Here is a 14116-nt window from a genome sequence, read left to right on the forward strand (position 1 = left end):
CTTGGGATCTGTAAATGTTCAGATCCGAAACTTCATTATTTCAAGACAGGGGATAATACAAAAGCAAGCTCAGGTCAGGCTTGAAGAGCTGGCTCACTAGTCTAGCAGATGATCAAGTTGAGCTTTCAAAGCCTCATTTTCTTTTTTCATCTCTATCATGTACAGCGTAAGTTCCTCGATCTTTTTGAGTAGTGTAGCATCCATTTCGGCCACGTCATAGCCATGATCGCTTATATGCTTAGCGGATGGCACCTCCGGAAGATGATGGTTTTGGTCTATAAATGATTCCACCTCTTTTAAAGTCCTTAGTCTATAGGAATTGGCGAACACATAGTCCGGGAAGGCCAGCGTCGGATTGACCTGCTGGTTTTTAACGAACAGGTATTCCATTTTGGTTGTACCACTTATGCTTAATCCGGAAGCTTCTATGTCGCCGGTCAACGAACCGTTTAACGTGACCGTACCAGAAATAGTGGCGTCTCCGTTTACCTCCAGCTTAGCTTCGGGGTTATCTGTACCAATGCCCATACGATCAGCATTTACGATCAAAAGAGAACCATCTCTATTGGCTTGTGTAAAGTCGTCTTGTTGACCAGAGCTTCTACCTAAAAGTTGAAGTAATGGGTTAAGGTTATCTTCACCCTCCTGTCCATTATCGCCTACCATAAAATCCATTCTCCCTCCGTTCTTGTATCCATTAGAATATACCCTTATTTTAGCCTGATTGTGCCTATTATTTCCATCCTGATATCCAAAAGAAAGGGTACTTCTTAGCGCTTGGTGATGTGCGGTAAACCCACTTATAAATTTCATGTGAGTAGAGCTACTATTGGCGGTTTGCTGAAGCAGCAAATCCCCGATAACATGGAGTTTTTCTTCGGGTGCCGTCGTTCCTATTCCTAAATCACCGGCGTCAGTCAGAGTCATGTATGTGGGGCCGTTAAGCCTGAAATCCAGATTGCCTACACCTTTTTTGTGCACAAAACCATGAGAACCACCATGTCCTATTTCCGTTCGGTCGTTAAATGATGTGGATCCCGCATACACAATACCCTTGGCAAAGATGTTACCATTTACCTCAAGTTGTTGGGTCGGATTTGTAGTATTAATACCTACTTTGCCGTCTGACTTGACACGGATTCGTTCTTCGGTGTTGGTGAATAATCCAAGGCCATGATCGGTCCAGGTACCTAACGCACCAATCTGCAAGCCGCCAAACCCGCCGCTGTCCGTTCCATCAGCTCCTACCCTCATTCTAACGTTATCACTGCCGTCACGCCATTGGGTAAAACTGGCATATGTACTATTAGTGCTCTGAAGATCCAGGAGATTACGGTGAGCTCCGTCAATATTCACCTGATCATTAATATTCACACGGGCATTGAATTCCGCCTTGTCACTCATCAATGAAAAAACATTTGTATAACCGGAATTCGGTCCTTCATCTTTGTGTATCCAACTGTCCGAATGGAGAAATTCCAAACTGTTCGGAGAGACATCTCCTTTACTTCTGATCAGCCATGAATTTTGATCATCCGGAATAATAAAACCTTTTCCGTTGTTGTATGCAGAGGGATTATCTGTACTCTCATCATCATCCAGGCTGTAATACTCATAGACAGTTCCACCTTGAGCATACCCTGATTGTGTGATAAGCATTGCTGACATTAGTATAATAGAAAACCCCAGCCAAAACCTGAGCGGTAATCGCACCCTCTGACAGATTGCCAGTACATCGCTTATGTGAAAAACACATACCTCATCATCGAATATCGTGGTTCTTTTTGCGTTAGTTAAGTTTTTCATAATGCTTCTTTTTTCTTTAAATAAGGGCGGATCCTCGATGTTCAATTCAGCGCCCAAGCCCTACTCAGCGCTTGTTCAAAAGAAGCAAGAAGTATGGGTATTTGACCCAAACAAATCGGACAGTGTCTGATTTGTGATGATATAGTCCGAAATGTAATTAAACTAATTTTGAGACCTTATGAAACGGACAGTACAAATCGGACAAGAGTATACCTCTTATCTACAACAGAAACTGTGTTAATCTTATTTTGAGCCTTATCCAGGATAGGCAGGAGCCTTACATTCAAATCTGTGATTTGAAATGCCCTCTTAAAATAATAAACCACCGGTCTTGTACGCTTGGCCCGGATGGACCGTAGGTATAGACTATCCGGAGGTTAAACTGAAATTCCATGCTATTTAGTTGATTATCATGTCCCGAGCGAACAGATGCATCTTGTGATACAATCCACAGGTTCCATAAACAGGCAAAGGACATGGCTAAAAAGCAGGAATGTTTGATATAAAATGAATTCAGCTTGCCCAAGCTAGACTGATCTACAAAGTGAGGAATCAAGATAAGTTTTGGAGAACCACCCAGGTTATGAATGTCGCACTATGCTCATCGGTTCTGGTCGTAAATGTCAGATATTAAGGATGCCTGACTTAGGCTAATCAAGTGCTTCATAGATAAAGTCAGAAGGCCTTTTCCCAAACCTTTCATAATATATTTTGGTAAAGTAGCTCGGGCTCTCTATACCTACTGCGTAGCTTACTTCTGCAACAGAACGTTCATTACCAGCCAGAAGCAACTCCCTGGCCTTCATCAGCCGTATTTCCCTAAAAAAGTGATTGGTACTCAAACCGGTAGCCTTTTTGATCTTGCGCAGAATAGTCCTTTCGCTGATACCCAGCTCTTCTGCCAGGTCATGAATGCTAAACTGAGGATTAGCCAATTCACGCCTCAGGATTTCTTCTGCCTTTTTTAACAATGACACGGGAGAAGCAAAAAATTCCATGCCTGGTTCTTCTTCATTTTGATGCTCGAATTCTTCTGCATGTAGATCAAAGTTAAGCCGCTCTTGCTTCCTTCTGAGTAGATTTTGACAACGTACAAGCAATTCCTCAGCCGAAAAAGGTTTGGTGATATAATCATCTACACCGAGTCGCAGGGCACGGGTTTTGTCTTCCTGGCCTGTCTTGCCTGTCAACATGATTAAAACGAGCTCATCGAACTTTTCGTCACTCCTTATTCGCTCAACCAATGTAAACCCATCTACTTCCGGCATCACTGCATCTGTGATCAGCAGATCAATATCATAAGTTGATGAATGCAGAAGGTCCATTGATTTTTTGCCGTTTTCGGCAACGATAAGATTGTAATGTGGACTCAGAATGTCCTGTAAACAGCTCCTCATACCGGGATGATCTTCCGTCAAAAGTACAGTCAGTTTATCTTGATTTAGTATGGTGTCCATATTTTGGGAAATTCCGAGAAAGTCATTGTATGCTTTATCGGGCCCATGACTTACCAATGATTGATCCTCCACCTTCTGCACTATCTTCATAGGAAGGAGAAGTGTGAACGTGCTACCCTCACCCAAACGACTACTCACTTTTATTTTTCCCCCAAATAACTTGGTGAGTTCCTCCACGTAGGCCAAGCCTATACCTACTCCGCCGGCGCCGGTAGCCAATCCAGATTTGGCCTGATAATAGCGATCGAATATATACACTTTGTCTTCCATGCCGATGCCGATGCCGGTATCCTTTACCACGATTTTTAACTGGTGGGTTTCCAGGGTTTGATCTACACTTACTATTATTTTACCGCCGGACGGGGTGTATTTTATGGCATTGTCTATAAGGTTGCGAACGATCACATTCAATTTATCAACATCAGTCTCGATCCAGATATTTGTATCCAGTAAATAATTGAGTTGATAATCAATTTGCTTTGATTCGGCTCTGGATTCAAATCTTTCAAAGCAAGCATGGATCAAAGAAGATATATCTACCGGAGCTAAATCCAAATCTATCTTTTTTTCTGTGAACTTGGACAGATCCAATATTTGGTCGGTCATCATTTTTAATTCATCGGCTTGCTGAATGGCTAATCCAATTCTCTGTCGATTCTCTTTGCTTACGTCATCCTGTGAAATAACCTGCGATAAGGTTCCCTGTAAGACTGCCAGAGGTGTACGTTGCTCATGAGAGATGTTTGCAAAAAATCTGGATTTGATTAGCAGAAGTTCTTTATTCAGCAAGAGATTTTTTTGGCTAAACCTCAATCGGGCTCTGAAATAAAAAAGCATGACCAGACCGAGTAAGACAGCAAGCACTACAGCCCAGGTCAATAAAAGTTTTTGCCTGGCCTCGGCAGTCCGACGTTCTTTCAGCATGGATATTTCCAGATCCTTTCTTTGGATTTCGTTTTGGCTTTCAATTTTCGAAAGCTCCCATGTGTTGACCTGATTTATTAAGGAATCTTTCAATCTCAAATGGATCAACTCAAAATGCCTGGATTGATTTTGATTTTGCAGATTATTATAAATTTTACTAAGGGTTTTGGCCACTGTTATTTTGAGTTCATTGGACCCAATTTCATCTGCAATCACAAATGCATTATTTGCCTCTTCAATAGCTAGGTTACTTTCTCCTTTTGCGCTATAAATTTCACTCAGTAGATTTAGCGAAATCCCCACCCTTGACTTACTACCTAATTCCTTTTTTAGTGCAATCGAACGATTGACCAAGTCAAGGGCCTCTTGAAATTGACCACGGTCGAAATATACTCTTGCCAGATTATGCATAGTTATTGCAAATGGAATTTCCTTCTCGGATTGTCTTTGAGCGAAATTTTTTTTATGAAAGCTGATGGCTTTGTCATAATCTCCCGTTTGTCTATAATAGGCCCCAAAGGCATTATAAATGTCGGAAAGTCGCTTTTTGTCATTGAGCTTCATACTCAGTTCTTGTGCCAAAGTAAAGTACTTATGTGCGTTGTCATAGTTTTTGACATCCATAAAACACCAGCCAATTCGTAAAAAAGAATCTGCGATCAAGGATGAATCTCCAATTTCCTGGCTTATGTTCAAACACTCCAGATGATACTTGAGCCCGATTTCAAAAACCCCCAGAACTCTATATACACGTCCTATACGATTCAAAGCAAAAGCCATTTCTTCCTTATTGTCGCCTAATTGATTTATTATGTACAGCGTATTGAAGCATCTGAGGGCCAATTGATACTTTGAGCCCTGTACGAGGATGCTACCCAATCTTCTCAAGTTTGAATTGACTGGCGGAGAATAGGGCAATTGATGAGATAATTCAAGTGCTTCACTGATCAAAGTAGAAGCTACCTCTGAAGAGTCTTTATGAAGCTGTATTAGATCCAGGTAATCTACGAGGAGTTCCAGCCTCACGGTGTCATTCGCTTGATGTTGTTGGATTCTTTGATAAAGATCAATTTCTGGTTTCTTATCAAATTGGGCCACCTCAATGGCGCTATTTTGCCACGCTCCAATCAAAAGGAGAACAGGCAATAAGATCACAGTGACCATTAAGTTGTTGGTAATATTAATCTTTCTCATATGCGTCTCATTAGATCTAAATTTTAGCCACTACTCCGCTATTATCCGGTTTTCTTTCAGCATTCCTGAAGAAGCCGTGTAGGTTAAGTCGCACAAGTATTGTAGGTTAGGTAGGTGCCCTTAAGCTTTTTTTTCGTCGGGCATCATGTTGATCGTTTACTCCTGAGATCGGTTGGTCCGTTTTATCATTGAGTGATTTATACATAAATCAGGCACATCGCAGTTCGACCATATATCTCCTTTTTATAACAGGATAGGTCGTTTCATAATAGCAATGGCAAAAAAGTTTCCCTTATATCGACATGTTGCACACTATTCTCAGCCTTCTGACAATTTATTAAAAATCCAAAAGCCGACCCTTTACCAAGCTCACTTTGAACGAGCAAACAGGATTCATGAACATGTAACAATTCCTGACAGATTCTAAGGCCCAATCCAACTCCCTTTTCATTGAAGGTTCCGCTGGCAGGTTCGATGACTCTGCCAATCTTGTTCACTTGCTGTTCGGGCATACCTAAACCACTATCTTTAACCTCCAGATATATCCCGTTATTTTTAATTGTGGATGATACCGTTATCTTTCCTCCTTCTTTTGAAAACTTTATCGCATTATTTAATAAATTTCTCAGCACAGCTTTTACGATTTCAGAATAGCAGGGGAGATGAACTACATTCAAATTCAAATTTAGTGTTAGGTTTTTTTCTGCTAATTGTTCTGTAAAGAATATCTCCAATTCTTCTATGGCATCCTTTAAGTCCAAGTCCGTTGATTCCAATTTAGTATCCCCGGATTGACTTTTCACCCACATGAGAATATCACTTATCATTGCGGTTACACCATTTACTTGTTTGCCTAACTTACTCAAAATGGCAGTGGAGACATCTTCATATAGAGATTGCTGATTCACAAGGTTTAGTGTCATGTTAATATTATTCAAGGGAGATCTGACGTCATGCACAAGCAGTGCAATAAAACTTTGCTTCAATGCGTTCATTTGCATCACTTGCCGATTTTTTGCTATCAAATCAGACTCGTTTTGCTTAAGCAAATTGTTCTTATGAAAACTTTGACGCTGCAGATACTCTGTTCTGTATTTGAGCAACCCAATGCCCACAAAGCTGATCGACAGAATCAGTATGGCGAATATGACAAAGCTCCTGTCAAAACCATGATCCTGAAAAAAGAAGGCAGCTAACATGGCAACAAGGATAGGACTCATTTGAAGCGCATGAAAATAGCGAACACCTGAAAAACCATAAATTCCAAAAATAATTAATGGCATAATGCCTACCACCTTTTCTTCACCATAACCATTGAGCATAATCATGGCCAACTGAGTGGTAAATGTGAAGAGAAAAATAAAAAAGGTTAAAGCGTAATACCTATTATAAGATAGGTTGCCATAGGTCAGTAAAATCCATGACAGCATATAGAACGGAAGTACCAGGTAGAGTTGAACATGTATAGAAATCATCGCCCGATCAGGATTAATCAGGATATCTTTGACTGCAAAAAACAGGTTCACCGCAAATAACAGTACCAGAAAATACCTCAGAAAATGTATCTCCTTTTTTTTCAAGGCTAAACAGAATGATTTTTCCATCTTGAAATCAACAAACTTCAGAGAAGATGGCACCATAACTTTTGCATTCAAAAGCCTTTGCTCGACACTATCGTTTAATTGATTTAAACCTTCCATAGTTTACTTAGCCTATCCAACTGGAATTGATCCATTCAAAAATCAGGACTAGCCCATTCTGAATTTACTCAAGGCCAATTGCTCTGGTCTCTGCTAATTATATGCTGCAGACCCTTATTCTAAAGATAAATGCTATATGTATGAATATCTGCAGGTAAAAACATCTATGGCAGTTTTGTTTCAAATATGGCAGAAATACCCTAATGTTTTGTGAAGAGGATCCTGGAGGCAAGAGTTGTTAAAAAATAAAATACCAACGTCAGACTTATTAATACCAGAGTTATGACAATTAAAAACCCCTGGTTTTATGCTTAGTAGGTTGATGTCAACTTTCTGTAGAGGTCTATTAGTCGACAGATTCGTACAGGTACTGGGATGGCTTTTTCCCAAATCTTTGATAATAGATTTTGGTGAAGTATCCTGGATTGTCAAACCCTACCGCAAAACTGACTTCGGATACGGATCTGTATTTACCGGAAATCAGCATGTCATGTGCCTCTACCAGCCTTAATTCTCTAAAGTAGCCATTAGGGTTTAGGCCGCTAATATTCTTTATTCGGCGGTGAAGTGTGCGATAGCTTATCTTCATTTCTTCGGCCAGGTTCTCCATCAAATATCCGGAATTACCGAGTTCGCTTCGCAGAAGATTATCGATTTGATTCATAAATCGCTGGTTTGCTGTCATCTGCTCTTCCGGTGAGTCCATTACGTCATTATTAGCCTCTCTACTCTTCAGCCTGTTCAATTTGAATTTAAGTAGGTTACGACATCTTGCCAATAATTCTGAAGAATCAAATGGCTTACTCATATAATCATCTACCCCGATAGTCAGTGCCCGGATTTTATCATCAAATTGTGCCCGTGCAGTAAGAACAATGATGGGCATGTCAGACAGGTCCGCATCAGCTTTGACCATCTCTAATAAAGTAAAACCATCCATCTTTGGCATCATAATATCGGTAATGACAAGATCTATCTTACTATTTTCATCTTGTAAGGCAACCCACGCCTTCTCCCCATTTTCCACACTAATAAACCTGTAGTAAGGCAAAACGATGTTCTCAATGTATTTACGCATGTCCGGATTATCTTCTACGATCAAAACGCAAACAGACTCTTTTGACAATTTAGCATCAGCTTCCGAATATCCTTCTTCTATCCAATAGTCAGCTGGTTTTGCTTGCTGATATGGTTCCTCCGGCGTGGCAATTTTCCTAGGCAGGATTACTGTGAATGAACTTCCTATCCCCATTTCGCTTTTTACTTCTATGCTGCCTTTGAGCAGATCTACCAGCTCTCTGACCATCGCCAAACCGATACCAAGCCCTCCTTCTATAGGCGTATCCTGGCTACTTACCTGATAATATCGATCAAATATATAGTCTATATCTTCCTGTCGAATCCCTCTCCCATCATCCTGGACCATAAATTTAACCACCTTCTGATCGGCTTGGTCAGTACATACAGCCTTTACATGACCTCCCTGGTCCGTATACTTTAGCGCGTTTCCGATCAGATTATTCAATATCTTTTCCAACATGACCGGATCTATTTCTAAACATAAATTGGGAGGGAAAGAGATAGATAATTCATAATCAATTGATTTGGCCTTTGCTGCGGACTCAAAAGCCCCCAAAATCCTACGGATCTCATGCTCAATCATCACTGGTTCCGGCTTCACTTGTACGGCATCAGATTCGAGTTTGGACAGCTCCAATATTTCATTATTCAGCTTTTCCAGTTTATCAGAATACTTAAGCGCAGTCTTTAGTTTTTCGTATGATTTATCATCCAGGTCGTGATTTGCATCTAAATCCGTCAGTGGTCCCTTTATCAGCGATATTGGAGTCCTTAACTCGTGTGAGACATTAACAAAAAACCTTGTTTTCATGTTTTCAAGTTCTTGTTTTTTCTGAATAAAAAGGTTTTTGCGGGCAATCTCCACTCTTGCCCGCCAGAAGGCAATAAGCGCAACAACAAAAAGAACTAGAGAAAAAGTTACGATCATTGTCCATCTTTGCCTTGCCAGCTGATTATTTAGTGTGGCGTTGTCTATCGCCTTACTTAAAAGTTCTTTTTCTGCTTCTTTTTGTTGTAATTTTAGTTTGGTGTCCCGACTGTCAATTTTCCTGGCCGTTTCCAAATTAAATATTCTCTCATGAATTTTTCTGTTTTCTTTTTCATATCGAAAGGCAACTTCGAACTGTCCTAGTTTTGCATATTCTCGTGAAAGATTGGCGGTAATTTCCAGTAGCTGCCTGTCCCGCTCTAACAGATTAGCCATGGTGTAGGCCTCTTGCCAGTATTTGATGGCTGTGCGAATATTTCCCTTGTAAGATTCCAGATTTCCCAATTCAAATGTTGCATCTGTCAGACCTGCGGGAAATTCCAACCTACCCGCTATAGCATAGGCCTCTCGAAGAAAACTTTCTGCCTTATCCGGGTCTTCTTTGGCCAAATACAACTCTCCGATTCCCACAAGACCTGAGATCATTTCCGCCTGATTTTTTTCTGCTCTTTTTATATCTAAGGATTCCAGTAAATAATTTTCTGCCAGATCATAATTACCCAGACCAGAATAGCAATTACCTAACTTTTCTATAGTTGCGGCTAGATTTCTCGCATTGTCCTGCAGCCTTCTGATCTCCAAACACTCATTATAATAAGCTAATGCCTTTTCATAATTTTTCATATCAAAATGGATGCTACCGATATTGCTTAAGGCAAATGAAATTCTGGACGAATCCTCTATGCTTCTGGCCAAACTGAGAGATTGTAAAAAATAGTCAAGCCCCTCCTCAAACAACCCTCTGGAAGCGTAAATAATACCCAGTGAATTAATTGTGATAGATTGCCCTACTGTATCATCCATTGCATGATAAATTTCCAGTGCCTTAAGTCGACTCGTAATAGCTTCGGTATAATTGCCAAGTTTTTTTTGAATCTGTCCGTAATTATTGAGATTTGCGGCTTCTTGAGATTTGTGTCCAATCTCTCCGGCCAAACTAGCAGCCAATCCAAAGTATTCGGCTGATGTTAGGTATTCCGATTGATAGTAGTAAATGTGTCCAAGATCGCTTAAGGTAAGCGACTTTAATTCCATTTGATCCTTTTCGAAATAATCAAGAGATATCAAATAAAACTGCTTAGCATATTCTCTCGGTTTATGATCCTCAAAAACACGACCCAATCGTCTGATAAAAGGAGCATTGTTGTGAAGGTCTTGATCAGAATTAAATGCTTCATCCAGACGATCAATATATTCCTGTAGTTTCTTATGATTTTTTGACTTCCATCCTGATAAAAACAGTCGAAGAAGAGTTGTGTAATAGTCTTGCTCACGACTAACTGAGAAGTCCGGTCTAATCGCCATCAATGCTTTCAAATTTTTTGTATATCTGATTTTTTTCAGAGAATCCTCGCTTACCGTTCTCCAATATTCAGAAATGAAGATTCTCAATTTGTTTCGAAAAGCAGTTTCATCACCTGTCATGGCAGACGTTTGCAATTGTACGAACAAGGTATCCAATGGAAGTGTATCTTCACTGCGGGAATTGTCATATGCCAGACTACTAATTGAACCGGTTTTGGTTATAGCATTATAGGAGGTGAGAGCTAATGGCATGGCGACGAGGTGCCCACCGAAATTTGCGACAAAACCACTCATCATCACTACGGCGGGAATAATAACCAGGCCTATCAAAAATTTGATATCCATTTTCATGCTATGAAACTTATTTCAAGGTAAAACTGGTTAGGTAGGTCACTGCATAAGGCTACCAGAAATGAAAATTTGCTCCGAAACTGACGTCCTCAATTCTTACTATGCTAGAAGTTAATTTTTTTCCCCCTTATTCTGCATATTCTTTCTGTTTTTTGTCATCGAAATGTGAGGTAATATTCTCCGCCTTTGCATAAAGGCCGGTACAATTATCATTGTAGTAGAATCCCTGATAAAGAAGGGTCCATCTTTAGTTTGGTAGTAACGCAAACTGTATGATTATTCCATTTCGTCCGAATATGTACATTTTCTTCACAACAACATTTTCGTAACTTACTTGTAACCTGATACTTACGATTATGGCATAGTATTAGTCCAATAGCCCATGACTTATACTTGAAATTATGCTAAAACACTACTTTGCTCAGTTCTTCAGAAACCTGATGCGCAACAGGTTATTCTCGCTAATTAACATTCTAGGCCTGTCTGCTGGAATCTGTACGTCTTTACTCATTTACCTATATGTGGACTATCAAACCAGTTTTGATAATTTCCATAAAAATGGAGATCATCTTTACAGAGTCAATCAGACCTTTATATGGAGCGACCAGGTAGATGAGCAGTTTGGCTCTACTGGTCCAGCGGTGGTATTCGCTGTGTCAGAAGATCTGCCAGAGGTAAAGCACGGAACTAGGCTACTGCAGCTCAATGAATATTTGGTTTCTTATGAGAACGAAAGTGGCCAAAAGGTTTCTTTCAAAGAGCCACGTGTAATTGCCGCTGATTCTAACTTCCTCGACCTATTTTCTTTTGAGCTACTACGAGGTGATCGAAGCGATCTACTTACTGATCCTAAAAATATTCTCTTAACCGAAACCACAAGCCATAAGTATTTCGGGAAAAAAGATCCCATCAACCAATTGCTGGAACTTGAATCCGCAGGCAAAATCTACACTTACAAGGTGGCCGGAATCTTAGCTGATGTCCCTTCTAATTCACATATCATTTTTGATATGCTCCTACCAATGAACAGTATTTCTAGAGTAAAAAGGCAGAACTGGTCATGGGTTTGGACTGGGTTTGTCACTTTCGTGGAACTAAACCCTCAGGCCAATCTTGCCCTGGTCAGGGAGAAACTTAAAGACATTCCGCGTAAGCATGCAGAACAAACACTACAGCGGGTGATGGACATGTCGTACGATGATTATCTCAAAGAAGGAAAGCAATGGGATATTTTCTTGCAGCCGCTGTCTGATATCCATCTTAATACCAACGTGATCAATCGCATCAATCAGCCCGTAAATATCCAAATTGTTTATGCTTATGGATTAGCTGCTGGATTTATCATACTCCTGTCCTGCATCAATTTCACAAACCTGACCACCACTCAACATTTGAAACGCGCTAAATATTCTGGAATTAAGAAATTGCTTGGTTCTTCCAGATGGCAATTGAGCTTAGGATATATGACAGAATCCCTGATTTACTGTGTGATGTCGGCAGTTATTGGCGTCATAGTTCTGTGGTATGTCTTACCATTCTTCGGAAATCTAACTCAGACACATCTATCCTATAGTGACATTTTCCAGTTGGAGGTTATTGGCCTGTTGGTCGCTTTGATATTGGGCATGACTCTGGTAGCTGGAGGTTATCCTGCTTTATTTCTAAGTGCTTTCAAGCCCATTGATGCCATGAAAGGCAAGATAAAAAGTGGCAAAGAAAGTGCTCCACTCAGAAATGGATTGGTGATCGTTCAGTTTGCCGTATCTGTCATACTGATTTCCTGCACGCTTATTGCCTTCAAGCAGCTCAGATTCACGAACGAGAAGGATGTTGGGTTTAACAAAGACAATCTGGTAACCATCCACAATATGGAATGGATGGAGCCCTCAGCCAGGCAAACCTTCCAAAATGAGCTGGCTCAAATTTCAGGTATAAAATACGGTGCCATTTGCACATCAGTACCTCCAAATCATTGGGCCGGCGATCAATTTGAGCCTGTCAATGCCTCGGTCAAAACTACGCCCATCGATTACACATTGGTAAATGAAAATTATTTAGAAACTTTCCAGGTTCCATTGTTGCTTGGCAGAAATTTTTCAAAGGAATTTCCTGATGATGTCAACTCGGTGATTGTAAGCGAAGAGGCAGTAAGAAATATCGGCTGGACTCTGGACGAATCTGTCTTGGGAAAGAAAATAAATTATGACAATGGTAGAAAAAAATTCAAAATTATAGGCGTCATTAAAAATTTCCACTATCGCGGACTGAGAGGAACTATGGAGTCTTTCGCCTTATTTCATTTGGGGTCAGGATTATTTGAAAGTGGTCGACACTATCTTGTCACGTCTATGCAGACTAGTTCGTTGGATCAAACAACAGAATTGCTGTCACAAATTGAATCCAAGTGGCAACAGTTCGTCATAGATCGTCCGTTTGAATACCAATTCGTGGACGAGGTCTTTGCGGCTGACTTTGTAGAGGAACAAAACTTCTTTAAAGTACTTTCGCTTTTCTCCAGTCTTGCTATACTCATTGCCAGCTTGGGTCTGTTAGGTATTATTATTTATGCGATAGAACAGCGAACGAAAGAGATTGGCATCCGCAAAATTGTGGGAGCCAGTGTCTGGCAGTTGGCCATATTATTGTCTAAGCAGCATGCGAAACTGATCTTAGTTTCCATTGTGTTGAGCGTACCAGCTACCTTATATATGATGCAAAAGTGGCTCAATGATTTTGAATACAGAATTAATATCTCCCCATGGACTTTTGTGATTTCCGGGCTTTCAATCCTGGGACTTACACTGGCTATATCTGCTTTTCATTCGGTCAAGGCTGCCTTGGCCAATCCTGTAGATGTAATTAAGGATGAATAACCCCTACTCTTAAGTAAGTTTAGACACTTTTCAATACTACAATTAGGAAATTACTCAGGATTTCTTTATCCTTGCAATACTACAATTAGGAATTAACCATGGGTAAGAACCAATTAGGTGAATTTGAAGAAATCGTAATGCTCACCGTAGGCGTCCTTTACGGAGATGCTTATGGTGTCTCTATTAAAAAAGAAATCGAGTCCAGGCTTGAGCGTAAGGTCAGTGTAGGCGCACTGCAATCGGCTTTGGTCAGGCTGGAAAACAAAAATTTCCTTATTTCGAAAGAAGGGGGAAACACTAGTGCACGCGGAGGAAGGCCTAAAAGATATTTTACTATCACTGCGCTTGGTAAACAGGCGATCCAACAGACCAGGGATATGAGAAACCAGCTCTACAGTGCTATTCCTGAGATTGCACTAGACGTAAGGTTTTCCTAAT

Annotated in this window: 6 protein-coding genes; 2 read left to right on the forward strand and 4 right to left on the reverse strand. The window is 40.4% G+C overall.

Translation table 11 applies throughout. The annotated features are described in order from the left end of the window. Window positions 1–96: 96 nt before the first annotated feature. The 4 genes from ABJD64_RS14755 to ABJD64_RS14770 all read right to left on the reverse strand — a co-directional run bounded on the left by ABJD64_RS14755 (window position 97) and on the right by ABJD64_RS14770 (window position 10799). On the reverse strand, window positions 97–1806 hold the full coding sequence (locus ABJD64_RS14755; RefSeq protein ID WP_348182838.1) for a hypothetical protein: 1710 nt from the start codon (window positions 1804–1806) through the stop codon (window positions 97–99). A gap of 650 nt (window positions 1807–2456) precedes the next feature. After that, complete coding sequence (locus ABJD64_RS14760; RefSeq protein ID WP_348182840.1) at window positions 2457–5381, reverse strand: tetratricopeptide repeat protein; 2925 nt, start codon at window positions 5379–5381, stop codon at window positions 2457–2459. 263 nt (window positions 5382–5644) lie between these two features. Further along, complete coding sequence (locus ABJD64_RS14765; protein ID WP_348182842.1) at window positions 5645–7081, reverse strand: HAMP domain-containing sensor histidine kinase; 1437 nt, start codon at window positions 7079–7081, stop codon at window positions 5645–5647. A 346-nt stretch (window positions 7082–7427) separates the two neighbouring features. Continuing rightward, a complete protein-coding gene (locus tag ABJD64_RS14770; protein WP_348182844.1) occupies window positions 7428–10799 on the reverse strand; it encodes a tetratricopeptide repeat protein in 3372 nt (1123 codons plus the stop codon). A 407-nt stretch (window positions 10800–11206) separates the two neighbouring features. Between ABJD64_RS14770 and ABJD64_RS14775 the strand changes: the two genes are divergently transcribed. After that, a complete protein-coding gene (locus ABJD64_RS14775; RefSeq protein WP_348182846.1) occupies window positions 11207–13678 on the forward strand; it encodes an ABC transporter permease in 2472 nt (823 codons plus the stop codon). Window positions 13679–13776: 98 nt separating this feature from the next. Further along, the gene (locus ABJD64_RS14780) at window positions 13777–14115 is read left to right on the forward strand and encodes a helix-turn-helix transcriptional regulator (RefSeq protein ID WP_348182848.1); all 339 of its coding nucleotides are present in this window, start codon (window positions 13777–13779) and stop codon (window positions 14113–14115) included. Window position 14116 lies beyond the last annotated feature (1 nt).

Source organism: Reichenbachiella sp., assembly GCF_039944555.1.
Taxonomy (GTDB): Bacteria; Bacteroidota; Bacteroidia; order Cytophagales; family Cyclobacteriaceae; genus Reichenbachiella.